Raw genomic sequence first — 23,964 nt, forward strand, 5'->3', positions numbered from 1 at the left:
CCTCGCACGCAACACATACCAACATAATCGCACACATGGAAACCCTGATGGACCAGCGGCGTCAAGGGAGAACACACAATTCGCGCGACATTCGCGCGACTAATCCGATCACGAACCAACAAACAACGTCACCTTGTTGCTGCGACGGGAAGCGCGGCGCGCGATGCTCACGGGAACGGGCATGCCGACGGGCGGCCGGGTGCCCCGGCGTGCGGTCCCGGATGCCCCGGCGTTCCGCCGCGTTACGCGCGGCGCTCGTCGAGCGGGAGCGGCTCCGCGCGGTCCAGCAGCCCGGTGCGGGCGGCGAGCGCCGCCGCCTCCAGGCGGGAGCCGACGTTCAGCTTCATCAGCACGCGCTGCACGTGCGTGCGCGCCGTGGAGGGCGCGATGCCCATGCCCGCCGCTATCGCCCGCGTGTCCTCGCCCTCGGCGACCCTGACCAGCACCTCGACCTCACGGGGCGTCAGCATCGCGAGCAGCCGCCTGCCCTCGTCGTCGGGCGGCGCCACCGGGTTGAGCAGCTCGGCGAACGCGGCCTGCAGCAGTTCGGGCGCCACCGCGCTCTCCCCCGCGCGCGCCTTCACCATCGCCCGCTCGACGCCCTCGATGCGCTCGTCGTGGCGCACGTATCCGGACGCCCCGGCGGCGAACGCGGCGGCGATGCCGCGCGGGCTCGGCACGGGCCCGAGCACGACCACCGCCACCTGCGGGCGGTCGCGCTTGATCCGGACGATCGGCTCGAACGCGCCCGGCTCGGCCGGCGCGGCCGTGCCCATCAGGCACACCTCGGGCGCCCTGCTCACGACGAGTTCCGCGGCGCCCGCCGTGGGCGCCGCCGACGCGAGCACCCGGTGCCCGCGCAGTTTCAGCGCCGAGGCCAGCGCTTCCGCCAGCAACCGGTGATCATCGATCACCATGAGCCGCACGCCCATCGACATCCCCCATCCCAGCCGCAGCGGCCTGGGTCCCCCGGTCTCCTGACCCGGCAAGCTACACGCTAGCCCGGCGAAGCGCGCCCCCTACCGGGCGAAAGCCCCCGGATTGCCGACCCGTGGGCCGCCGCGGGCCCCCTTCCGCCACGCGACCGCCGGCGCCGCTCAGCGGGTCGAGAACGCCATCACCAGCGGGTGGGCGGCATCCTGCGCGTCCAGCGGCTTGTCGACGAACACCGCGGAGAGGAACAGCCGCCCGTCCGCGTAGCGCACCTCCGTGCCGTTGCTCGCGAAGCTGTTCTCGTCCTCGATGGTGGCCCGGTCGGACGGGTTGCGCAGCAGCGTCGTCTGCTTGAACGACGAACCGTCGACGGAGACGACCTGGCCGCCCTTGTTGTACGGGCCGGTCTTGTAGGCGATCAGGTTCGGCCCGTCCATGCGCAGCAGCCGCGCCGTCCACCCGTTGCCCGCGTCGGCGCGCTGCGCGGTGCTCTTGCCGGTGGCGAGATCGAAGGAGACGATCTCGTTCGTCCGGTCCAGCGCCTTGCCGTCGCCCGCGTCGTGCTCGGCGGTCGGCAGGTAGAGCTTGCCGTTGCCCGCGAGGACGTTCGTGCAGTTCTCCATGGCGTCCTCGCACCGGGCCGCGTACGTGTCGCCCGAGGCGGAGATCTTCGCCTTCAGCTTCCCGGTCCTCGCGTCGAGCGAGAAGAAGTCGGAGATTCCGCCGGAACCGGTGTCGCCCACGTCGGCCGCGACGACCAGCGGGTCGGTCGAGACGGCGTGCACGTCCTGGACTCCGGGCGGCATCTTGTACGAGGACAGCGTGGCGCCGGTCTTCGGGTTGATGTTCTCGACGGTGATCTGCGCGTCGTCGCCGAACCCGCACTGGCGCGAGGCCACGAGCAGTGCGCCGCCCGCGTACCCGGCGTCGTGGCAGTCGGTGGTGGACGCCTTGGGCTTCCAGCGGACCTCGCCCGTCGCCAGGTCGAAGCCCGCGCCGCCCGAGGTGCCGGCGGCGGCGACGGTGTCCCCGGTCTGGGTGACCCCGTCGAACCGGATGTCCGTGTCGCCGCCCGGGACCTTGACCGTCTTGCTCCACAGCAGCCGACCCGCCGACAGGTCGACCACGCCGACCCGGGTGCAGGCCTCGGGCGCGCTGTTCTTGGTGCGCTTGGCGCCGTCGAAGACCACGGCGGTCCTGCCGTCGTCGCTGACGTGCGGGCTCGCCGCGCACACGTCACCCGGCAGCGGGACGGACCACTGCTGCGTGCCGCTGTCCGGGTCGTAGCCGACGATGCTCGACAGGCCCGACTTCGCGTACACCTTGTCGGTGAGCCAGGACCCGTACACGCTGTGCAGGTCGGTCGCCTTCGGCATGGCCACCTTGAACGCCACCTTCGCGTGGACGTCCGCCGGCGCCTTCTCCTTCGCCGCGGCCGACCCGCCGGCCGCGTGCGCGGCGCCGCCGGCCGGGCTGTTCGCGGGGTGGCCCGCACCCTTGTCGTCGCTGCCGCCGCCACTCCTGGAGAACCAGACACCGGCGGCGAGGATCAGCACCACGGCGACGGTCGCGGAGACGATCATCCGCAGCTCCGTCCTGGTGAGGCCGCCACCGCCGCCCGTGCCGCCGCCTCCGGCCGGGGGCTGCTGCGGCTGCTGGTAGGCGCCGGCGGGCGCCGGGTACCCGTAGCCGGGTGGGCCGTACGCCTGCGGCTGCCCGCCCGGGTAGCCGTAGCCGGGCGGGCTCTGCGGCCCCTGCGGATACCCGTACGGCGGGTTCTGCGGCGGGGCTTGCGGGGGCTGCGGGGGCTGCGGGGGCTGCGGGGGCTGCGGCGCGCCGAACCCGCCTGCGGGCGGCTGGTTCGGGGGTGTGGGCGGCTGAGGTGGCTGCGTCATGGCGTTCGTCCTCGGTCGGTCGGGGAGCGGCTCGATGGGTGCGGGTGACGCGTCGTCAGTCGCCGAACGCCATCATCGTCAGGTACGTCGAGCCCGACACCTGGTGGCCGGCCGGCGTGACCGAGTACCCGGTGATGAAGAGCCTGCCGTTCACGTAGTCGTACGACGGCGAGAAGAACCCGGTGTTCTCGTCGTACGCGGAGGAGTCCGGGTGCTTCTGCACCGGCTCGAACCTGCCGCCGCCCGGGGCGAGCGAGGCGACCATGCCGGGCTTCTCGTACGTCGCCTCCTCGTACACGAGGACGCCGCCGCCGTCGCGCCGCTGGAACGGGGAGACGACGCGCCCGGACGGCGCGGGCGCCTTCCACTTCTGCTTCCCGGTGGCGAGGTCGAAGGCGACGACCGCGTTGGCCAGGGAGCCGCTGCCCGCTGGGGCGGTCGCCATGTAGAGCGTGTTCGCGTCAACGGCCACGCCCCCGCAGTTCTGCAGGTACCCGTCGTCGATGCCGAGGCCGTCCCCGCAGTGCGGGGCGAACTTGTCCGAGCCGCCGTGCATCGTGGCGCGCTCGGTGCCGTCGGCGTTGAACGAGGCGATGGACCACGTCTTCTTGTCGTCGTCCTTGAAGGACACGACGAGCGGATCGGTCGAGTAGACCTTGTCGACCGCATAGCCCGTCTTCGGACGGAACGTCCACTGCGCCTTGCCCGTGACCGGGTCGAGCCGCTGGATCTGCTGCTTCGCCGGGGAGTCGACCCCGGCCACCGGGCAGTTCTCCGCCGCGATCATGACAGGACCGCCGGTGACCGCGGACGGCTGGCAGTCCCCGGCGATCTTGTCGAAGAGCGGCTTGCCGTCGCTGACGCGGTACGCGTTCGTCCCGCCGCTGCGCGACACGGCCACCGTGCCGCCGCTGATCGCCATGTTGAAGTTCAGGCCGATGTCGAACAGGCCGCTCTTGCCGACCGCCTTGCCCCAGCCGCCCTTGCCCGTCTTGAGGTCGATCTCCCTGAGCTGGTCGCAGTGGGCCGACTCGGCGGCGCTGTCCTGGTACGCGATGACGATCTTGCCGTCGTCGGTGGGCGTCGAGGGCGCTCCGCACACGGCCTGCGGCATCGTGAGCGACCACAGCTGCTTGCCGGTGGCCGCCGAGTAGCCGGTGACCTTCTTGTAGAGGGCGGTGACGACGGTGTCGCCGGCGAACCACGGCCCGTAGACGGTGTTGTGGGCCTCGGGCACGTCCTTGCCCGGCTTCTGCGTCCACAGGACCTTGGCCTCGCCCGCCTTGCGCCCCCTGTTGGGGTCGTCGCTCGGCTTGGGGCCGCCGTCGCCCTTGCCGTTCCCCTCGAAGGCACCGCCTGACGAGCTCGCCGTGGCGCTGCCCGCGGGGGTGGCGTGCGCGACGGGTTTCGCGTCCCCGCCGGTGCCGAACGTGAGCCAGCCGGCGCCGCCGAGGACGAGCACCGCCGCGGTGACGGCGGCGACGACGAGCAGCGGCCGGCCCTTGAAGGGGTTGCGCCCGCCGCCGGCCTTGTTCGCCCCCGGCCCGTTCGGGCCGCCGGGGGCGCCCCACGGCTGGGGCGGCGCGCCGGGGTACGGGTACTGCTGCCCGTAGGGGCCCTGCTGCGGCCCGTAGGGCCCGGGCTGTGCGGCGAACGGGCCGGGCGCCTGCGGTGGTTGCTGCTGCTGCGCGTACGGGTTCGGCTGCGGCTGCCCGTACGGCCCGGGCGGGGGCCCGTACGGGCCGGGGGCCGCGTTGTAGGGACCCGGCTGCCGCGGATCCTGCGGCGGGTAGCCGTACGCGGCGGACGCGGGCGGTGTCGCGGGCGCGGGCGGCACGGGAGGCGGTGCGGGTGCGGCGTTGCTCGGCTCGCCCCCGCCGCTCCCCGGCTCGGCCTTCGGCTCGTTCCCCGGCTCTTCCTGCGGTGGTCGCCGGCCACCAGGCGGCTGAGTCATCAGCGCACTTCCCCCTATGTTCCGTCGCCGGCTGCGGCGAGCGGGCCTTCTTTCTACCACCACCGCGGAAGCCCGGCCCGGAGCGCGCCCCTCCCTGTTCCCAAGGGAGAACCGTGCCGTGATGGCGCCGTTACGCCCTCACGGCGCGTCAGAGCGGGAGGGGTGTGCGGGCGCCGCACGCCGGCGGCGCGGCGCCCCTACTGCGCGCTCTCCGCGACCTCCAGCCAGCGCGTCTCCAACTCCTCGCGCTCGCTGACGAGTTCACGCAGCTCGCCGTCGAGCGCGGCGACCTTCTCGAAGTCCGTGGCGTTGTCCGCGATCTGCTGGTGCAGGACGGACTCGCGGTCGGAGATCTTGTCGAGGCGCCGCTCCACGCGCTGGAGCTCCTTCTTCGCGGCGCGGCTGTCCTTCGCGGAGACGGCACCTGCCGCGGGTGCCGCGCTCGCCGGGGCCGCGGCCGGTGCGCGCTCCGCGAGGCGGGCCTCCTCGATGCGGTGGCGGCGCTCGAGGAACTCGTCGATGCCGCGGGGCAGCATGCGCAGGGTCCTGTCGCCGAGGAGGGCCATCACGTTGTCGGTGGTGCGCTCGATGAAGAACCGGTCGTGGGAGATGACGACGAGCGTGCCGGGCCAGCCGTCGAGGAGGTCCTCGAGCTGGGTCAGGGTCTCGATGTCGAGGTCGTTGGTCGGCTCGTCGAGGAAGAGGACGTTGGGCTCGTCCATGAGCAGCCGCAGCAGCTGGAGCCTGCGCCGCTCGCCGCCCGACAGGTCGCCGACGGGCGTCCACTGCTTCTCCTTGGAGAAGCCGAACTGCTCGCACAGCTGGCCCGCGGTCATCTCGCGCCCCTTGCCGAGGTCGACGCGGTCGCGCACCTGCTGGACGGCTTCGAGGACCCGCAGCGCCGGCGGGAGTTCGGCGACGTCCTGCGACAGGTACGCGAGGCGCACCGTGCGGCCCGTCCTGACCCGGCCCGCGGCGGGCTGCACGTCGCCGTCGCTGCGCGCGGCCTCGGCGAGTGCGCGCAGCAGGGATGTCTTGCCCGCGCCGTTCACGCCGACGAGGCCGACCCGGTCGCCGGGGCCGAGCTGCCAGGTCAGGTGCGTGAGCAGGACCTTGGGTCCTGCCTCGATCGTCACGTCCTCCAGGTCGAAGACGCTCTTGCCGAGGCGGGCGTTCGCGAACCGCATCAGCTCCGAGGTGTCGCGCGGGGGCGGCACGTCCGAGATCAGCTCGTTGGCCGCCTCGATGCGGAAGCGGGGCTTCGACGTGCGGGCGGGGGCGCCGCGGCGCAGCCACGCGAGCTCCTTGCGCACGAGGTTGCGCCGCTTGACCTCCTCGGTCGCGGCGATGCGCTCGCGCTCGGCGCGGGCGAAGACGTAGTCGGAGTAGCCGCCCTCGTACTCGTGGACGACGCCGCTCTGCACGTCCCACATGCGGGTGCAGACCTGGTCGAGGAACCAGCGGTCGTGGGTGACGACGACGAGCGCGGAGCGGCGGGCCGAGAGGTGGCCCGCGAGCCAGGCGATGCCCTCGACGTCGAGGTGGTTGGTGGGCTCGTCGAGGACGATCAGGTCCTGCTCGGCGATGAGGAGCTTGGCGAGCGCGATGCGGCGGCGCTCGCCGCCGGACAGCGGCGCGATGACGGTGTCGAGGCCCTGCGGGAAGCCCGGCAGGTCGAGGCCGCCGAACAGGCCGGTGAGCACGTCGCGGATCTTGGCGTTGCCCGCCCACTCGTGGTCGGCGAGGTCACCGATGACCTCGTGCCTGACGGTGGCCGCCGGATCGAGGGAGTCGTGCTGGGTGAGCACGCCGAGCCGCAGCCCGCCGCTCTGCGTGACGCGTCCGGTGTCCGGTTCCTCCAGCTTGGTCAGCAGCCGGACGAGGGTGGTCTTGCCGTCGCCGTTGCGGCCCACGACGCCGATCCGGTCGCCTTCGGAGACGCCGAGGGAGACGCCGTCGAGCAGGGCACGGGTCCCGTACACCTTGGTGGCCGACTCGACATTGACCAGATTGACGGCCATTTCACTCCAGACAGGGGGACGGATCGCCGTCCCAGCGTAGTCGCCCGGTGAAACCCGGCGGTCCCGCCGGGTTTCACCGGGCCGCGGGCGCGGGCGGGGCGCCGGGGCAGCCGATTCACCGCGGGCCGGCGGGCGCCTGCGGGTAGGGCCTGGATTCGGCGCCGGGGGCAGCGGTGAGGACACGCCGTGCGGGCGGCACTGCCCGGACGAGGCGGCGACCGCCACAGCAGATGCGGACCACACGGAACGAACGGCCGCCACCGCCCGGGGCGGTCTGCGTAACGCTCGCGCCCGAGCGCCTCCGGGGGCAGCGGTGAGGACACGCCGTGCGGACGAGGCGGCGGCCGCCCCGCAGCAAATGCGCGGGCCGCATGGGGACGCGGCACAGTGATGCGGGGCCCGCGGCGGGGCAGCAACACGTCCCACCCGGGGCATGGCCCGGGCGCCTCCGGCGCGAGGACGGCTCCCCCGCCGGGCAGGCGTCGCGTGCGCGGCCCGCGGCCGGACACCTGACGTGTGGCTGCCTGACCGGGCCGGGCGCTGCGCGCCGGGCGGTCAGGCCCTTATGTCCTCCACCACGACCGCGCCCCGCGCGGGTGCCGTCGTCACGCGGGTGGTGCGGCAGGTGCCTGAGTCCTGGAGTGCCTGGGCGACCTGGTGCGCTGTCTCCGCGTCCTTCACGAGGAACGCCGTCGTCGGGCCCGAGCCCGAGACCAGTGACGCGAGCGCGCCCGCCCGGGTGCCCGCGGCCAGCGTTTCCGCCAGGGACGGGCGCAGGGAGAGCGCCGCGGGCTGCAGGTCGTTGGCGAGGGCGGCCGCGAGCAGGGCGGCGTCGCCGTCCCGCAGGGCCGCGAGCAGCGCGGGGGCGGCCGCCGGCTCGGGGACCGCCGTGCCGGCCGTCAGCCGGTCGAACTCCTGGAAGACGCGGGGCGTCGAGAGCCCCTCGTGCGCGACGGCGAACACCCAGTGGAACGCGCCGCCGACCGGCAGCGCGGTCAGGTGCTCGCCGCGTCCCGTGCCGAGGGCCGCGCCGCCGAGCAGGGAGAACGGCACGTCGCTGCCGAGGCCGGCGCAGATCGCGAGCAGCTCGTCGCGCGGCGTCTGAAGGCCCCAGAGCGTGTCGCACGCCAGCAGCGCGGCCGCGCCGTCCGCGCTGCCGCCCGCCATGCCGCCCGCGACGGGGATGTCCTTCGCGATGTGCAGGCGCACGTCGGGCTGGACGCCGTGGCGCTCGGCCAGCGCGATCGCCGCGCGCGCGGCGAGGTTCGACGCGTCGAGCGGCACCTGCGCCGCGTCGGGACCCTCGCACGTGATCACGGGCCCTTCACCGGCCGCGCCGGCCGTCGCCGTCACCTCGTCGTACAGGCCCACCGCGAGGAACACGTTCGCCAGGTCGTGGAAGCCGTCGGGGCGCGCGCCGCCCACCGCGAGGCCCGCGTTCACCTTGGCGGGGACGCGCACCCGCACCCGGGCCTGCACCTGTACGTCCTCGGTCCGCATGTACTTCCTCGCCCGTACCCGCGTGCCCGCACGGCTCTCCCGTGCGTCCGCGCTCCGTTCCGTCGCGCTCACCTGCCTGCCTTCCCTGCCTTTCCTGCCTGGCCGCACTCCGCGATCCGTGCGAACTCCGCCACGGTCAGCGACTCGCCCCGCGCCTGCGGGGACACCCCGGCGGCCACCAGGGCCGCCTCCGCGGCGGGCGCCGAGCCCGCCCATCCCGCGAGCGCCGCCCGCAGGGTCTTGCGGCGCTGCGCGAAGGCCGCGTCGACCACCGCGAACACCTCCTCGCGCGTGGCCGTCGTGGCGGGCGGCGCCTGCCTGCGCACGAGCGCGACCAGGCCGGAGTCGACGTTCGGCGCGGGCCAGAACACGTTCCTGCCGATCGAACCGGCACGCTTCACGTCCGCGTACCAGGCGGCCTTCACCGACGGCACGCCGTACACCCGCGAGCCGGGGCCCGCCGCCAGCCGGTCGGCGACCTCGGCCTGCACCATGACGAGTGTCCGCTCGATGGTCGGGAAGTGCCGCAGCATGTGCAGCAGTACGGGCACGGCGACGTTGTAGGGGAGGTTCGCGACGAGCGCGGTCGGCGCGGGGCCCGGCAGCTCGGTCACGTCCATGGCGTCCGCGTGCACGAGCGCGAACCCGTCGGCGCGCTGCGGCAGCCGTGCGGCCACCGTCGAGGGCAGCGCTTTCGCGAGGACGTCGTCGATCTCGACCGCGACGACCCGGTCCGCGGCCTCCAGCAGCGCCAGCGTCAGCGAGCCGAGCCCGGGGCCGACCTCGACGACCGTGTCGCGCGGCCCGACGTCCGCCGTGCGCACGATCCTGCGGACGGTGTTCGCGTCGATGACGAAGTTCTGCCCGCGCTGCTTCGTCGGGCGCACGCCGAGCGCCGCCGCCAGTTCGCGGACGTCGCCGGGGCCGAGGAGCGCGGGCTCAGTGGTACTCACCGCTCAAGCCTAAAGCTCGTAGCCGAAGGCCCGTGCCGTGTTCTCGGCGACGGCCGTCGCGAGCGCGTCCTCGTCCGTCCCCCGCACCTCGGCCATCGCACGCAGGGTCACCGGGATGAGGTAGGGCGCGTTCGGCCGCCCCCTGAAGGGCGCCGGCGTGAGGAAGGGGGCGTCCGTCTCGACCAGCACGAGCTCCCGCGGCGCGACGGCCAGCGCGTCCCTGAGCTGCTGGGCGTTCTTGAAGGTGACGTTGCCCGCGAAGGACATGAAGTAGCCGGCCGCCGCGCAGACCCGTGCCATGTCCGCGTCGCCCGAGTAGCAGTGGAAGACCGTGCGCTCCGGCGCGCCCTCGTCCGCCAGGATCCGCAGGACGTCCGCGTGCGCGTCCCTGTCGTGGATGACGAGCGCCTTGCCGTGCCGCTTGGCGATCTCGATGTGCGCGCGGAACGACCGCTCCTGCGCCTCGCGGCCGTCCTCGCCCGTCCTGAAATGGTCGAGGCCGGTCTCCCCGACGCCGAGCACGTGGCCGAGCGTGGCCAGGGCGTCGATCTCGGTGAGCGCGTCGTCCAGGTCCGCGAGGCGGGGCGCCTCATTGGGGTGCAGCGCGACGGACGCGTGGACGGACGGGTGCGCGGCGGCGGTCTGAGCCGCCCAGCGCGAGCCCTTGAGGTCGCAGCCGACCTGCACGATCGTCGTCACGCCCACGGACGCGGCCCTGGCCAGCCCTTCCTCGACGGTGCCGCCCTGCATGTCCAGGTGGGTGTGGGAGTCCGCCACCGGCACCCGGAGGGGCTCGGGCAGCGGTGGCGGCGTCTCGTTCGCACTCATGGGCGCGATCCTACGAGCCCGGCGCCCGGGCCCCTCAGCCGCGGATCGTCGGCCGGCGCCCCTCGGCCTGCTCCCGCTTCCTCACCGGCCGCCGGGGTGTCCCGCGTGCTGGTGGTGGAACAGGTGGCGCAGGAACTCGGGGAGGTGCGGATGCCACGGCTCCGCGACCGTCTCGGGCACCTCGGCGCCCGCGTCGTACGCGGGGAGCACGCCGGTGGCCTCCGCACGCTCCGAGCGGGCCGCACGCACCGCCTCGCGCACGGGCTGCCTGCCCGCGGGCTGCTTCGCCATCGCGTCCATGCCGTAGGAGCGGGTCAGCTCCCGGTAGCGGGCCACACGCCCCGACCGCATGATCCGCACGACGTGCGCCTCGCACGTCGGACAGGTCGGGCTGGTCAGCGGAGAGGGAACGGTCTTTCCCCCGGACTTGTACACAACAAAGGGCTCCCCCTTGCCGTCGACGTGGTGCTCGATGTCGAACGACTGCTCCCAGCCGTGCCCGCACCTCATGCAGGCGAAGGCATACGCCTCATGGGCTGCGACGGTACCTTCACGCTCGCTCATACCGTCTCCTTTCCACCCTTCCAGTGGACTCCCGGGAGCGGGGGAATGCAGGGTGGCCAGGCATTTAATGGCGAGGATTTGGCGTTTTCGAGAACCGCGGGCGGCCGGGGACGGCACGCGTTTTACCTTGATGTGAAGAGTCTTTACGCGCGGGCCTCCGCACCGTGACGACGGTCACGCGCACGACGGGCGCCGGGCCAGTGCTCGCCCAACGGCCGGAGGGCACACCGCCAGGCGCTCGGATCTCCCCGGCCGGCGGGCCCGCGCGCCACCTTCTGCCACCGGCCGCCGGGCTTACCCACGTCGCGAGTCCGACGGGCGCCGGCCCGGCCCGTCGCCGCCGCCACCGGCCCCGCCCCGCCCCGCCCCGCCAGGCGCACGGAGCGCACGCTCCCGGATTCCACACGGCCCGCGGGCCGCGCGCCACCCGTCGGGCTCACCTCCCGTTCGCGGGTCCGCGGCTGCTCAGCCAAGCCCGTCGCCGCGGTCACCGGCGCCCCCGCGGCCCACGACGTCGCGGCCCGCCACGCCGGGCGACGCGACGCCGCGCGCGGCGTTCTTCGCGGCGACCACCGCGTCGAAGACCTGCCGCTTCGGCAGTCCCGCCTCCGCCGCGACCGCGGCGATCGCCTCCTTGCGCCGCTCGCCCGCGTCCTCCCGTACGCGCACCCGCCCCACCAGTTCCTCGTCGTCCAGTTCCGCGGGCCCCGCCTCGGGCGCGCCCTGGACGACGATCGTGATCTCGCCGCGTACGCCGTCGGCGGCCCACAGGGCGAGTTCGCCCAGGCCGCCGCGCCGCACCTCCTCGTACGTCTTGGTCAGCTCGCGGCACACGGCGGCAGGGCGGGCCGCGCCGAACGCCTCGGCCATCGCGGTGAGCGTGTCGTCGAGGCGGTGCGGCGCCTCGAAGTACACGAGCGTGCGGCGCTCGCCCGCGACCTCGCGCAGCCGGCTCATCCGCTCCCCCGCCTTGCGCGGCAGGAACCCCTCGAAGCAGAACCGGTCCACCGGCAGCCCCGACAGCGCGAGCGCCGTGAGCACCGCGGATGGCCCCGGCACGGCCGTCACCCTGATGCCGCGCTCCACGGCCGCCGCGACGAGGCGGTAGCCGGGGTCGGACACCGAGGGCATCCCCGCGTCCGTCACCAGCAGCACGCGCGCGCCGCCCTGGAGCGCGTCCGCGAGCTCGGGCGTACGGGCGGACTCGTTGCCCTCGAAGTACGACACGACGCGGCCGGCCGGCTGCACCCCGAGCGCCTGGGTGAGCCTGCGCAGCCGACGGGTGTCCTCGGCAGCGACCACGTCGGCGCGCGCGAGCTCGGCGGAGAGCCGGGGCGGGGCGTCGCGGACGTCGCCGATGGGGGTGCCGGCGAGCACGAGCACGCCGGAGCCGTCCCCGGGCGCGGCGTCGCCGTGCGCGCCGGACGCGGTCGCGGCGGACACGCTCGCCTCCGTCGTCGCGGGCGCGTCAAGTGGGTGGCTCTCGTGCGGCTGGTTCGCATTCACAGCCGCCATCCTCCCAGCCTCGCGGACACGTTCCCTACGATGGCGCGGTGACCAGTACTGCGCCCGAAGCCCTGCACGGGCAAGACGCCGGCGACACGCCGCCCGGATGGCCCGCCCGGATGCGCCGGTTCGGTCATGTGCCGCGGCGGACCGTCAGCCTGCGCGACCGGCTCGTCCCGCCGTTCACCCGCCCGTCGGACGCCCTGTGGGCGGTCCTGCGCGTGCCGCCGAACCTGGCACTGCGGCTGACCCGGTGGTCGGCGTGGGGCGGGCCCCTGCTCGTCACGCTGATCGCGGGCCTGATGCGGTTTACGCACCTGGGCAGCCCCAAGGCCGTCATATTCGACGAGACGTACTACGCCAAGGACGCCTGGGCGCTGTGGCACCAGGGGTACGAGGGCAACTGGCCCAAGGGCGTCGACAAGAAGATCCTGCTCGACCCGTCCTCGGTGCCCGTGCCGCACGACCCCGGTTACGTGGTGCACCCGCCGGTCGGCAAGTGGGTCATCGGCTTCGGCGAGTGGCTGTTCGGCTTCAACCCGTTCGGCTGGCGGTTCATGGTGGCCGTCTGCGGGACGCTGTCGATCCTGCTGCTGTGCCGGATCGGCAGGCGGCTGTTCCGCTCGACGTTCCTCGGCTGCCTCGCGGGCGCGCTGCTCGCGACGGACGGCCTGCACTTCGTGATGAGCCGCACGGCGCTGCTCGACTCGGTGCTGATGTTCTTCGTCGTCGCCGGGTTCGGCTGCCTGCTGCTCGACCGCGACTGGACGAGACGGCGGATGGCCGCCGCGCTCCCCGTCGACGACGACGGCGTCCTGCGGCCCGACGCGCACGTGGCCGAGACCCTGCGGTTCGGTTGGCGGCCGTGGCGCATCGCGGCGGGCGTGATCCTCGGGCTGTCCTTCGCCACGAAGTGGAACGGCCTGTACATCCTGGCGGCGTTCGCCGTCATGTCGGTGCTGTGGGACGTCGGCACGCGGCGCACGGCGGGCGCGACGCGGGCCTGGCCCGCGATGCTGCGGCGCGACCTGGTGCCGGCGTTCGTCTCGACGATCCCGGTGGCGTTCGCGACGTACCTGGTGTCGTGGAGCGGCTGGCTGTTCACCAGCAACGGCTACTACCGCAACTGGGCCACGACGAAGGGGCAGGGCCTCGGCGGCAGCTACACGTGGCTGCCGGACTGGCTGCGCAGCCTGTGGCACTACGAGTACCAGGTGTACGAGTTCAACATCCACCTGGACAGCGGCCACACGTACCAGTCGAACCCGTGGAGCTGGATCGTCCTCGGCCGCCCCATCTCGTTCTTCTACGAGTCGCCGTCGCCCGGCCGGTCGGGCTGCCCGTCGGACACGACCGGCAAGTGCGCGCGCGAGGTGCTGGCCATCGGCACCCCGCTGCTGTGGTGGCTCGCCTGCTTCGCGCTGCTGTACGTGCTGTGGCGGTGGTTCTTCCGCCGCGACTGGCGCGCGGGCGCGATCGCGTGCGGCGTCGCGGCCGGGTGGGCTCCGTGGTTCCTCTACCAGGACCGCACGATCTTCTACTTCTACTCGGTCGTCTTCGTGCCGTTCCTGTGCCTTGCGGTGGCGATGATGCTGGGCGCGATCATCGGCCCACCGGGCTCGAACGAACGCCGCCGCACGGTCGGCGCCGTGGGCGCGGGCGTGCTGGTGCTGCTCGTCTTCTGGAACTTCATCTACTTCTGGCCGCTGTACACGGGCACGTCGATCCCCTACAGCGACTGGCAGCACCGGATGTGGCTGGACACCTGGATCTGACGCCGGGGGCCGCCCTCACGCGCCGGGCTCGGGCAGCAGGCGCGCGACGAGGTCGCGGGCCCATTCGGTGGTCAGGGGCAGGTCGGTGAAGACGGCGCGGTAGTACAGGGGCGCGAGGATGCCGTCCGTGGTGTGTTCGAGGGCCGGGGACTGTCCGCCCCTGGCCCTCTCCCGTCCGAGGATGGCTTCGAGCCCCTGCTCGCGCTCGCCGCGGCAGGCCGCCGCGCCCTGCTCGCCGCCCGTGCCGATGGTGGCGCGCACCAGGGCGAGGGTGTCCGGGTCGCCGAGGTCCTTGGCGAGGTCGAGCGCGTAGCGCTCCAGGTCGCCGCGGAGGCTTCCGGTGTCAGGCACCACGAGGTCGCCGCTGAAGCGGCTGGTCGCCACGTCGGCGAGCAGGTCGCCCACGGTGCCCCAGCGGCGGTAGACGGTGGTGGCGTGCACGCCGGCGCGTGCGGCGATCACCGGGATCGTCAGCACGTCGAGCGAGTCCTCGGACACCACTACCTGGACGGCCCGGTGCACGGCAGCGCGGACCTTGGCGGAGCGGCCGCCCGGCCGGCTGGCCGTGCCGGACGTGGAGGAAGTCGTATCGGTCATGCGGCCAGTATCGCATTCATCACTGCTTTTGCATTGCAGCGATCGCTGCGTTTGTGCTACCTTCAAATCGTTAACGCAATGATCACTGCGAGGCGGGCCGACGCGCCCCCTGGACCGTCCCGAACGAGAAGACCCGCAGGAGGCACCGTGACAACCGCGCCAAGAGTCAAGACGAACCATGAGGTCGGGCGGTCGGGCCACACGACGATCCGGTACACGGCAAGCGGACCCGCCGGCGGTCCCGTCCTGGCCCTCATCCACGGCTGGGCCTGCGACCGCGGCGACTTCGACGCCGTGACGGACCACCTGCCCGGGCACTACCGCGTACTCGCGATCGACCTCGCCGAGCACGGCGCCTCACGCTCGACGCGGGACGTCTGGACGATGGAGGAGTTCGCCCGCGACGTGGCCGCCGTGCTGGAGGCCGAGTCGGTGGACACGGCGGTCGTGGCGGGCCACTCCCTCGGCGGGGCGGTCGCCGTCGAGACCGGCCGGCTGCTGCCCGGCACGGTGTCGCACGTGGTCGCGCTCGACGCGCTGCACTACCTGTCCCTGTTCCCCGCACTGAGCGAGGAACGGGCCGAGGCTACGACGCGCGTGTTCCGCGAGGACTTCGGCGCGGCGGTGCGTGGGCTCGTCGAGGGAGGCTCCCCGGCCGGGACCGACCCGGCTCTCAAGGAGGCGTACGTCAAGAAGATGTCGGCGGTGCGGCAGCCCGCGGGGGTGGGGGCCATCGAGGGCCTGGTGCGCTGGGACATGGACGCGGCGCTGCGCGAGACGCGGCAGCCGATCACCGTCTTCGGGATTCGCTCGCTCGTGACGCGGGAAGCGATCGACCGCTACCGCGACCGGCTCGACTTCGTGCTCGTCGACCTCGGCAGCCACCACTTCCCCGCAGAGGCGCCGGAGGCCACGGCGAGGCTCCTGGCGGGGGTGAGTGCCTGATGGGGCCGACGAGTTCGCAACCGCTGCGGCTGCGGGACGTGACCGTCCCCAACCGCGTGTGGATGTCCCCGATGGCGCAGTACGCCGCGGGTAGCGACGGCAAGCCGACCGACTGGCACCTCGTGCACTACGGCGCACGGGCCGTCGGCGGGGTCGGCCTGGTCATGGTCGAGGCCAACGCCGTGGGGCCGCTGCACCGGACCACGTCCGCGGACCTCGGCATCTGGAACGAGGAGCAGGCCGCCGCGCACCGCCGCCTGACGTCGTTCATACGCGAGCGCGGCACGGTCGCCGGGATCCAGTTGCAGGCGGCGGGCAGGAAGGGCTCGCACCAACTGCCGTGGGTGGGCGCGGGCCAGAACGGTTCCGTGAGCGCGGCCGACGGGGGGTGGCGGACGTTCGGCCCTTCGCCGGTGGCGTTCGGCGAGCTGAACGCGCCCAGGGAGGCGGGCCGCGCCGACATCGACGAGGCCGTGGAGGCGTTCGCGCACGCGGCGAGGATGGCCGACCTGGCGGGATACCAGGTGGTCGAGATCCAGGCCTCGCACGGATACCTGCTGCACGAGTTCCTCTCGCCCCTGTCCAACCACCGGACGGACGAGTACGGCGGGAGCCCCGAGAACCGGATGCGCCTCGCGCTGCGCGTGGCGCGCGCCGTGCGGGAGGCGTTCCCGGCGCGGAAGCCGGTCTTCGTCCGGATCACCGCCACGGACTGGGCCGAGGGCGGGATCCCGATCGACGAGGCGGCACTGTTCGCCAAGGAACTGGCGGCAGCCGGCATCGACTTGCTCGACGTCACGTCGGGGCTCGTGGTGCGCGACCAGGCGGCACGCCCGCCGGCGCGGGAGGCGGTGCACGCCGAGTTCGCGGCGACGCTCAGGAACGCCACGGGGCTCCCGGTCGCCCCCGTCGGGGGGATCGGCGACCTGTCCCTGGCGGAGAGGCTCGTCTCCAGCGGTCAGGCGGACGCCGTGATGGTGGGACGCCCGCTGCTCCGCGACCCGTACTTCGCCCTGCGCGAGCGCCCCGCGGACCCGGCGGCCTGGCCCCGTCAGTACCAGCGCGCCCTGCCTCACCGCGCTCTCGGCGGCTAGTCTCATTGTCGCAGACATGCCACGCCACCCCCAGGAAGGGACTTGATCGACATGACCAGGGCCAGGTCGAGATGGATGATCCTGTTCGCCTGCGTGTTGACGCTGATGTGCACCGCCATGGCGAGTGGAGCGGAAGCCGCTCCCGCGGCCGCGCCCGCCAAGAAGCAGCACCACATGCATGCGGCGGCGAAGAGCGGGCCGGTGTCCGTCGCCTATGTGGAGGTCAACAGCGACAGCATGCTGAACGTGGGCAAGTACAAGCTCGCCGGCAGCGGTGCCAACGTGTTCGACATCGGCGTCATCTTCGCCGCCAACATCAACTACGACGGCAGCCAGGCGTACCTGTCCTTCAATCAGCAGGTGCAGAGCGTCCTGGACAACGCGGCGACCCAGATCAGGCCGCTCCAGCAGCAGGGCATCAAGGTCGAGCTGTCGATCCTGGGCAACCACCAGGGCGCGGGGTTCGCCAACTTCCCCTCGCAGTCCGCGGCGGCGGCGTTCGCCAAGCAGTTGTCGGACACGGTGAGCAAGTACGGCCTGGACGGCATCGACTTCGACGACGAGTACGCGGACTACGGCGTGAACGGCACTGCCCAGCCCAATGACAGCTCGTTCGTCTACCTGGTCCAGGCGCTGCGCCAGGACATGCCCGACAAGCTCATCACGCTCTACGACATCGGCCCGTCCGCGTCGCGGCTCTCCTACAACGGAGTCGACGTCACCAGCATGTTCGACTACGCGTGGAACCCCTGGTACGGCTCGTTCGACGTGCCCGGCATCGGCCTCCCCAAGGACCGCCTCTCACCCGCGGCCGTCGACCTCGGCTCGACCAGCGCCGACACCGCGGCCAACATGGCGCAGCAGACCGTGGACGGCGGATACGGCGTGTACCTCACGTACAACCTGACCAGCACGGACATCCACGACTACATCTCACGCTTCACCGACGTGCTGTACGGCAGCGACGCGGTGCACAGCGGCTGACCCGCGGATCATCGCCATCAGCCGCTCGTGGGTCTCGTGGTCGGCGGCGGCCACGAGACCACCGCACGTCTCACCGAGTGCGGCGCCGTCGATGCCGGTGACCACGCAACCGGCGGCCCGGCACAGGGCGATACCGGCCGCGAAGTGCACGGACCCGGAGAGGTCCCCGCCGTCGGTGACGTACGCGGCGCGCCTGCCCGCGGCGACCCAGGCCAGCGCGAGCGTCGTGGACACGACGCGCGGCCGGAACCGTTCGGCGAACTCGGGCCGGGCCAGGAGCTGCACGGCCCGGAACCCGGGCGCGTTCGGGAACGGCGGGTCCAGGTTGACGTCCACGAGCCGGGTGGCGGAGGTGGGCGCGAGAGGCGCGCCGCCGCCCCCGTCGCGGCGCACCCAGGCGGCCTCGCCGTCCGTGCGGAAGACCTCACCGCTGAACGGGTCGGCGACCGCGGCGGCGCCGCCGCGCAGCGCGACGTTGACGGCCACCGTCATGTTGCCGACGGCGTAGTTCAGCGTGCCGCACAACGGATCCACCAGCCACTGCCGCGCGGCACCGACGGCACCCTGCTCCCCGCCCTCCTCGCCGACCACCGCGTCGTCAGGCCGCGCGGCGCGGAGGACGCCGAGGATCGCCTCCTCCGACGCGAGGTCTGCGGTGGTGGCGAAGTCCCCGGCGCCCTTGTCGACGCGGTCGAGCCGCCGGCCGTACAGGGCACGAACCACATCGGCTCCGGCCCGCGCCCCGGCCGCCGCGACGGCGGCATCGTCGTAGCCCGCATACGAATTGACCATGCCGTGCAGGCTATCGGGACGCGGTTCGCCGCCCAGCGGCGACGTGCGCGCGCTCAGCGCGGTGACCTGCCCACCGCGAGCAAGTGCGAGGAAGCCGCCAGCAGTTCCGGGTACGGCTCCGCCGTCCTCGCAGCCGTCAGGACGGACGTGAACAGCGCCTCGTCCGGGCCGGGACCCGGCTGGTTCTCCACCGCCTTGAGCATCGACCACGCCGGACCCTCCACCCCGAAGACCTCCACGTCGCACAGTCCCGCCGCGCTCAGTTCCTCGGCGAGTTCCTCACCTCGGTGGAAGTACGAGAGCGTGAAACCCCGCCGGCCGTCGTACACGGCGGTGCGCAGGATGTCGGAGACCGAGGATTCGAGCCGTGGCGTGTGCAGATGGGCGAGGGCGCTGTGCTCGAACAGCGACGAGTAGCGGTTGATGGCGGCCGCGGCGACGAGCCCACCGGGCCGGACCACGCGCCGCGCCTCGTTCAGCGCCTGCACCCGGTCCGCGCGCTCGGGCAGGTGGTAGAGGGGCCCGAGGAGCTGCACCACGTCGTACGTGGCATCGCCCTCTTCCAGCGCCCGGGCGTCGCCGAGGGACGCCGAGCAGACCGTCGCTGCCTGTTCGACGTGGCGGGCGACGGGGTCGACGAGGTGCACGTCGTACCCGTCTGCCGTAAGCCACCGTGCGTGGACGCCAGGACCGCCGCCCACGTCCAGTACGCGGGCTGGCGCGGGCGGCAGGAAACGGCCCAGGAGCTCACGCGTCCTCAGTAGTTCGAGCCGCCCGTCGGCCGACATGCTCAGCCGGTCGCTCTCGTCGACGACCTCCGAGTAGAAGTGCTCGATCTCCGGCGCCAATGTGGGGTGCGACATGGCGGCAGTATCGTGTGCGCGGGCGGACCGATCCAGCTCGGCCACTCGTGCCGCGCGCGGCGCGTACGAGTGTGGCACCGTGGCCGGACAGGCAACCTAGGGAAGTGAGGATCGCCGATGTCGGTCACCGCCCGGCAGATCGCCGACGGGCTGCGCGAGCGGATCCGGTCCCGCGAGCTCGCCCCGGGAGACCGGCTTCCCGGCGAGCCCGCGCTGGTGCGGGAGCACGGCGTGGCCAAGGAGACGGCGCGGCGCGCGCTCAGCATGCTCGTGACGGAGGGACTGGCGGTACGCAGGCGCGGCAGCGGCACCTACGTAAGAGAGTTCCGGCCGATCCGGCGGACGGCGGGTCGGCGCCTGTCCCGCGATGTGTGGGGCGCCGGACAGTCGATCTGGGCAGCGGAGGTTCGCGGCCGCGAGCTGACCGTGACGGATCTGGAGGTCGGCGAGGAGCCCGTTCCCGAGGAGGTCGCACCGCTGCTCGGCCTGCCGGACGAGGCGGCCGTCGTCGTCAGGAGGAGGCGTTATCTGGTCGACGGCGAACCGGTCCAGCTGGCGACGTCGTACCTGCCGGCCGACCTCGTCCGGGACTCGCCCGCCGCCCGGGCCGAAACGGGACCCGGGGGCCTTTACGCGCGTCTGGGCGAACTGGGGCTTGAACCTGCGGGCTTCACGGAGGAACTGCGGGCGCGCATGCCGGACCCGTCGGAGAGCGACCGCCTCCACCTGTCGGAGGGCACCCCGGTGGTGGAGATCTGCCGCGTGGCCTACACGGCGGAGGGCCGGGCGGTCGACGTGACCTGGATGCTGCTGGACGCGGGCGTGTACACACTGGTGTACGACGTGACGAGCTGACCGGCAGGCGTCGCGGGCCGGCCGAGCAAGTGGCGTGAAATCACCCCTTCAGGTATCAGCAACATCCCTAGGGAAGTATTCTCCATCTCCCTAGGGATGTTCTTCCTTCTCGGAGGCGTCACGCCATGTCTGAACCAGGAGCCGACAGGCCCGCCCGCACGTGCCGCGCGACCGCCCGGCTGCCCGAGCGGCTGGTGCTGACGGCCCTACGGCTCGCACCCGATCCCTACGGGGAGGACGACGACCGGGGCGTCGAGCGCCACCTCGTCTGCGCGCTCCGGGCGCATCCTGGGATCGAACATCACGCCGTCGTAAGGGAGTTGGACGGAGCTGGCGGCGGCGCCATCTGGGCGCGCTGGGTGGACGGCGCCAGGCCCCGGGCTGTCGTCGTCCGGGCCGACTGCCCGGCCGTCGTGACCGACGGCGCGCGGTCTCAGGCGTGCGCCGAGTTCCTCGGCCATCCCGGACCGCACTCGTGGGAGTGCGTTCAGCCCTCGTAGCCGCCCGCCGCCAGCAGGCCGTCGATGCGGGCTCGGTGTGCCTCTTCCCAGGCGTCGAGGGACTGCGCGGCCTCCTTCTCCTGCTTCGCGCGGGCCGCGGTGAGCGCCTTCTCCCGGCGGGCGGCCGGGACCGCCACCACGCCCTCCTCGTCGGCGACGACGATGTCGCCCGCTGCCACCACGACGCCGCCGCAGCGCACCTCGCCGCCGAGCGGGGCCACGGCCTTCTTGTCGCCCGGGATGGGGATGACGCCCCGCGCGTAGACGGGGAAGCCCATCTCGCGCACCTCCGCCAGGTCGCGGATCACGCCGTCCGCGACGAACGCCACGACCCCGCGGCGCTGCGCGACCGCGCACACGTTGCCGCCCGCCAGCGCGTGGTCGAGGTCGCCCGACTCGACGACGATCACGGAACCCGGCTCGGCCCGGTGGATGGCCGCGTGCAGCATGAGGTTGTCGCCGCGCGGGCAGCGCACCGTGAAGGCCGGGCCCGCGACGCGCGGGCCGCCCGGCCACAGCGGCCGTATACGGAAGTCCATGACCTGTGCCGCCCCGAGGGCGTCGGCGAGCGCGGGGGTGGGAAGGGAGAGGAACGCGGTGGCGTCGTTCATGTTCTGCTTCTGCCTTTCGCGGGGGGCGTTTCGGCGCGTGCGTGATGGTACGGGAGCGGGATACGCCCGGCCCGGTGGCCACGGAACACGCGGCGGTGTGATCGTGGTCCCAGTCGGATAACGCACGCCTCCTGCGTCCCCGCCGCCCCGTACAGTGCTGGAACGGAAGGTTCTTGAACGCGTTCAAGATCCGGGGGGACCCGGGGGGAGCGAGGGCTGCGCCGTGCGCAGTGGGGCGAAGATCGGTGTGGTCAGCGGCGTGTTCGTGGTCGTCGCGGGGGGCGTGGCCTGGGGTGGGCTCAACCTCTACCAGGGCCTTACGGGCGGCGACGGCGGCTCGGGCAGCGGACTTGTGGGGCAGTCGGCGCCGAAGGGCGCGCCGATAAAGACGGGCCCACCGAGTGCGGCCGAAGTGTCCAGCACAGCCAAGAAGTTCCTGCACGACTGGGCGTCGGGCGCGGCGGCCGGGGACATCGCGCAGCTGACCAACGCGCCCACCGAGGCCGCGCCGTACTTCACGGACTTCCGCGGCTCCGCGCACATCACCAAGGCCGCCATCACGCCGGGCACGGCCACGGGTGCGACGGTCCCCTTCACGGTGAAGGCCACCGTCACGTACGGGGGCACGTCCAAGCCCTGGACGTACAAGTCGAAGCTGACGGTGGTGCGCGGCAAGTCCACCGGGCGGCCGCTCGTCGACTGGTCCCCGACCGTGGTGCACCCCGATCTCACGGACGCCACGACGCTCGTGACGGACAAGGCCGCAGCCCCGCCCATCGAGGCCGTCGACCGAGACGGCCGGACGCTGGACGCCGAGAAGTACCCGTCGCTCGGCCCGATACTCGACGCGCTGCGTCAGCGCTACGGCGACCAGGCCGGTGGCAGTCCCGACGTCACCCTGCGCATCGAGGGGCGCGACGGCGGCACGGGGACGGACTCGGGCTCCGGCTCCGGCTCCGGCTCCGGCTCCGGCTCCGGCAAGGTGCTGCTGACGCTCACCAAGGGCCGTGCGGGCAAGGTCCCCACGACGCTCGACTCGCGGGTGCAGGCGGCGGCGGAGGCCGCGGTCAAGAAGTACACGAACGCCTCGGTCGTCGCCGTCAAGCCGAGTACCGGGGACATCCTCGCCGTCGCCAACAACCGCAAGGACGGCTTCGACGCGGCCCTCCAGGGCGCGCAGGCCCCCGGCTCGACGATGAAGATCATCACGTCGGCTCTGCTGATGGAGAAGGGCCTCGTGACGCCCGACCGCTCCATGCCGTGCCCCCCGACGGTGACGTACTACGGGCGCACGTTCCACAACGAGGGCGGCTTCTCGCTGAAGCCGGGCTCCACGATGCGCGACGCGTTCGCGCAGTCCTGCAACACCGCCTTCATCAAGCTGATCGACGACACGAAGGACGACGCGGGCCTGAGCAAGGAGGCAGGCGAGGTGTTCGGCATCGGCAACAACAACTGGAAGACGGGCGTCGTCTCGTTCGACGGCAAGGTGCCGGCGGAGACCGGCGGCGAGGCGGCGGCCGAGTACATCGGGCAGGGCAAGGTCCAGATGAACGTGCTGAACATGGCGTCCGTCACCGCCACCGTGAAGAGCGGCTCCTTCCGCCAGCCGGTGCTCGTGCCGCAGTCCTTCGACCACCGCCGGCTGGCAAGCGCGCAGCGGCGGTTGCCGTCGTCCATCTCGCAGTCCATCACCGGCATGATGCGCACCACGGCCGTCAGCGGCACGGCGGCGCATGCGATGGCCGGTCTCGGCGGCGACAAGGGCGCGAAGACCGGCTCGGCCGAGGTCGACGGGCAGACGGTGTCGAACAGCTGGTTCACCGCCTTCCAGAACGACTGCGCGGCGGCGGCCGTCGTGGACGCGGGCGGCCACGGCGCCGACGCGGCAGGGCCGTTGGTGGCGTCGGTGCTCGCCGCCGAATGACGCCGCTCGTCGCACTCGCGGTCCTCGTCGCCGCGGTCACCCACGCGGGCTGGAACGCGATCGCGCACGACATCACGGACAAGCTCGTCGCGTTCACGCTGATCAGCGGCGGCGGCGCGGTGATCGGCGCGCTGCTGCTGTGCGTGGCGCCGCTGCCGCACGCGGGCGCGTGGCCGTACCTCGCCGTGTCGGCGGTGGTGCACGTCGCCTACTACCTGCTGCTGATGCGGTCGTTCAGCCTGGGCGACTTCGGCCAGGTCTACCCGATCGCGCGCGGCACGGCGCCGCTGGTGGTGACGGTGGTCGCGGCGGTGGCCCTGAGCGAGTCGCTGAACGGGTGGCAGGCGGCCGGCGTGTGCGCCTCGTCCGCCGGGCTGATCGCGATGGCGTTGTGGGGCATCCGCGGCCGGGGCGCCGCACCGCGCGGGGCGGCGATACGCGCGGCGGCGATACGCGCGGCGCTCGCCACGGGCCTGTCGATCGCCGCGTACACGGTGGTGGACGGTGTGGGTGTGCGGCGCTCCGGCACGCCGATCGGCTATCTGGCGTGGCTGATGGTGCTCGAAGGACTGCTGATCCCGGCGTACGCGGTGTACGTGCGGCGGGGGCGCCTGGCGGCCGAGCTCCGCCCGAGGGCGGCGCTCGGCCTGCTGGGCGCGGCGCTGTCGCTGACGGCCTACGGGCTCGTGCTGTGGGCGCAGACCCGCGCCGACCTGGCGCCGGTCGCCGCGCTGCGCGAGTCGTCCGTCATCGTGGGCGCGGCGATCGGCACCGTGGTCTTCAAGGAGCGGTTCGGCGCGCCGAGGATCGCGGCCGCAGCGCTGGTGGTGGCGGGCACGGCCCTGCTGCTGCACTCGGGCTGACGCG

21 protein-coding genes are annotated in these 23,964 nt (G+C 73.1%); 8 read left to right on the forward strand and 13 right to left on the reverse strand.

From position 1 onward, the window contains the following. Positions 1-242: 242 nt before the first annotated feature. The 9 genes from IH48_RS0100805 to rsmI all read right to left on the reverse strand — a co-directional run bounded on the left by IH48_RS0100805 (position 243) and on the right by rsmI (position 12,163). A complete protein-coding gene (locus IH48_RS0100805) occupies positions 243-932 on the reverse strand; it encodes a helix-turn-helix transcriptional regulator (protein ID WP_030897638.1) in 690 nt (229 codons plus the stop codon). A 165-nt stretch (positions 933-1,097) separates the two neighbouring features. Next, entirely contained in the window at positions 1,098-2,828 is a 1,731-nt protein-coding gene (locus IH48_RS0100810) for a PQQ-binding-like beta-propeller repeat protein (RefSeq protein ID WP_030897640.1), read from the reverse strand. Between the two features lie 55 nt (positions 2,829-2,883). Then, positions 2,884-4,782 (reverse strand): PQQ-binding-like beta-propeller repeat protein, encoded by a 1,899-nt coding sequence (locus tag IH48_RS0100815; protein ID WP_030897642.1) that lies wholly within the window; start codon positions 4,780-4,782, stop codon positions 2,884-2,886. Positions 4,783-4,979: 197 nt separating this feature from the next. After that, positions 4,980-6,803 (reverse strand): ABC-F family ATP-binding cassette domain-containing protein, encoded by a 1,824-nt coding sequence (locus tag IH48_RS0100820; protein WP_030897644.1) that lies wholly within the window; start codon positions 6,801-6,803, stop codon positions 4,980-4,982. 555 nt (positions 6,804-7,358) lie between these two features. Then, positions 7,359-8,303, reverse strand: coding sequence for a 4-(cytidine 5'-diphospho)-2-C-methyl-D-erythritol kinase (locus IH48_RS0100825; RefSeq protein ID WP_030897646.1), 945 nt, complete (start codon positions 8,301-8,303; stop codon positions 7,359-7,361). Between the two features lie 68 nt (positions 8,304-8,371). Further along, positions 8,372-9,256, reverse strand: coding sequence for a 16S rRNA (adenine(1518)-N(6)/adenine(1519)-N(6))-dimethyltransferase RsmA (gene rsmA / locus IH48_RS0100830; RefSeq protein ID WP_030897647.1), 885 nt, complete (start codon positions 9,254-9,256; stop codon positions 8,372-8,374). A gap of 9 nt (positions 9,257-9,265) precedes the next feature. After that, positions 9,266-10,084 carry a TatD family hydrolase gene (locus IH48_RS0100835; RefSeq protein WP_030897649.1) on the reverse strand — a complete coding sequence of 273 codons (819 nt, stop codon included), beginning with the start codon at positions 10,082-10,084 and terminating at the stop codon, positions 9,266-9,268. 81 nt (positions 10,085-10,165) lie between these two features. Next, entirely contained in the window at positions 10,166-10,648 is a 483-nt protein-coding gene (locus tag IH48_RS34670) for a hypothetical protein (protein WP_030897654.1), read from the reverse strand. Positions 10,649-11,113: 465 nt separating this feature from the next. Then, on the reverse strand, positions 11,114-12,163 hold the full coding sequence (rsmI, locus tag IH48_RS0100845; protein ID WP_078849377.1) for a 16S rRNA (cytidine(1402)-2'-O)-methyltransferase: 1,050 nt from the start codon (positions 12,161-12,163) through the stop codon (positions 11,114-11,116). A 38-nt stretch (positions 12,164-12,201) separates the two neighbouring features. On the opposite strand from rsmI, the gene IH48_RS0100850 reads away from it, so the two are divergent. Next, complete coding sequence (locus IH48_RS0100850) at positions 12,202-13,929, forward strand: dolichyl-phosphate-mannose--protein mannosyltransferase (RefSeq protein ID WP_030897658.1); 1,728 nt, start codon at positions 12,202-12,204, stop codon at positions 13,927-13,929. Between the two features lie 15 nt (positions 13,930-13,944). On the opposite strand, the gene IH48_RS0100855 is transcribed toward IH48_RS0100850, so the two are convergent. After that, positions 13,945-14,526 carry a TetR-like C-terminal domain-containing protein gene (locus IH48_RS0100855; RefSeq protein ID WP_037840743.1) on the reverse strand — a complete coding sequence of 194 codons (582 nt, stop codon included), beginning with the start codon at positions 14,524-14,526 and terminating at the stop codon, positions 13,945-13,947. A 147-nt stretch (positions 14,527-14,673) separates the two neighbouring features. Between IH48_RS0100855 and IH48_RS0100860 the strand changes: the two genes are divergently transcribed. From IH48_RS0100860 to IH48_RS0100870, 3 genes are all read left to right on the forward strand, one after another. Then, positions 14,674-15,471, forward strand: coding sequence for an alpha/beta fold hydrolase (locus IH48_RS0100860; RefSeq protein WP_030897662.1), 798 nt, complete (start codon positions 14,674-14,676; stop codon positions 15,469-15,471). Then, positions 15,471-16,565 carry an NADH:flavin oxidoreductase/NADH oxidase gene (locus IH48_RS0100865; RefSeq protein WP_030897664.1) on the forward strand — a complete coding sequence of 365 codons (1,095 nt, stop codon included), beginning with the start codon at positions 15,471-15,473 and terminating at the stop codon, positions 16,563-16,565. Before IH48_RS0100860 ends, IH48_RS0100865 begins: the two co-directional genes overlap by 1 nt. Positions 16,566-16,640: 75 nt before the next feature. Beyond that, a complete protein-coding gene (locus IH48_RS0100870) occupies positions 16,641-17,549 on the forward strand; it encodes an endo-beta-N-acetylglucosaminidase H (RefSeq protein ID WP_051839080.1) in 909 nt (302 codons plus the stop codon). On the opposite strand, the gene IH48_RS0100875 is transcribed toward IH48_RS0100870, so the two are convergent. Both IH48_RS0100875 and IH48_RS0100880 read right to left on the reverse strand, forming a co-directional pair. After that, on the reverse strand, positions 17,499-18,341 hold the full coding sequence (locus IH48_RS0100875) for an inositol monophosphatase family protein (protein ID WP_051838909.1): 843 nt from the start codon (positions 18,339-18,341) through the stop codon (positions 17,499-17,501). The genes IH48_RS0100870 and IH48_RS0100875 overlap by 51 nt on opposite strands. A 53-nt stretch (positions 18,342-18,394) precedes the next feature. Continuing rightward, positions 18,395-19,204, reverse strand: coding sequence for a class I SAM-dependent methyltransferase (locus IH48_RS0100880; protein ID WP_030897672.1), 810 nt, complete (start codon positions 19,202-19,204; stop codon positions 18,395-18,397). 117 nt (positions 19,205-19,321) lie between these two features. Here IH48_RS0100880 and IH48_RS0100885 point away from each other — a divergent pair, with 117 nt between their 5' ends. Both IH48_RS0100885 and IH48_RS0100890 read left to right on the forward strand, forming a co-directional pair. Next, positions 19,322-20,059 (forward strand): GntR family transcriptional regulator, encoded by a 738-nt coding sequence (locus tag IH48_RS0100885; protein WP_030897675.1) that lies wholly within the window; start codon positions 19,322-19,324, stop codon positions 20,057-20,059. A 125-nt stretch (positions 20,060-20,184) separates the two neighbouring features. Continuing rightward, the gene (locus IH48_RS0100890; protein ID WP_158710218.1) at positions 20,185-20,559 is read left to right on the forward strand and encodes a hypothetical protein; all 375 of its coding nucleotides are present in this window, start codon (positions 20,185-20,187) and stop codon (positions 20,557-20,559) included. Here IH48_RS0100890 and IH48_RS0100895 read toward each other — a convergent pair. After that, positions 20,547-21,170, reverse strand: coding sequence for an RraA family protein (locus tag IH48_RS0100895; RefSeq protein WP_030897680.1), 624 nt, complete (start codon positions 21,168-21,170; stop codon positions 20,547-20,549). The genes IH48_RS0100890 and IH48_RS0100895 overlap by 13 nt on opposite strands. Before the next feature lie 223 nt (positions 21,171-21,393). Between IH48_RS0100895 and IH48_RS0100900 the strand changes: the two genes are divergently transcribed. Together IH48_RS0100900 and IH48_RS0100905 are read left to right on the forward strand one after the other, a co-directional pair. Beyond that, on the forward strand, positions 21,394-23,097 hold the full coding sequence (locus IH48_RS0100900) for a penicillin-binding transpeptidase domain-containing protein (RefSeq protein WP_030897683.1): 1,704 nt from the start codon (positions 21,394-21,396) through the stop codon (positions 23,095-23,097). Further along, a complete protein-coding gene (locus tag IH48_RS0100905; RefSeq protein WP_030897685.1) occupies positions 23,094-23,960 on the forward strand; it encodes an EamA family transporter in 867 nt (288 codons plus the stop codon). Before IH48_RS0100900 ends, IH48_RS0100905 begins: the two co-directional genes overlap by 4 nt. Positions 23,961-23,964: the final 4 nt, after the last annotated feature.

Source organism: Streptomyces sp. NRRL F-5126 (genome assembly GCF_000721265.1).
Classification (GTDB): domain Bacteria; phylum Actinomycetota; class Actinomycetes; order Streptomycetales; family Streptomycetaceae; genus Streptomyces.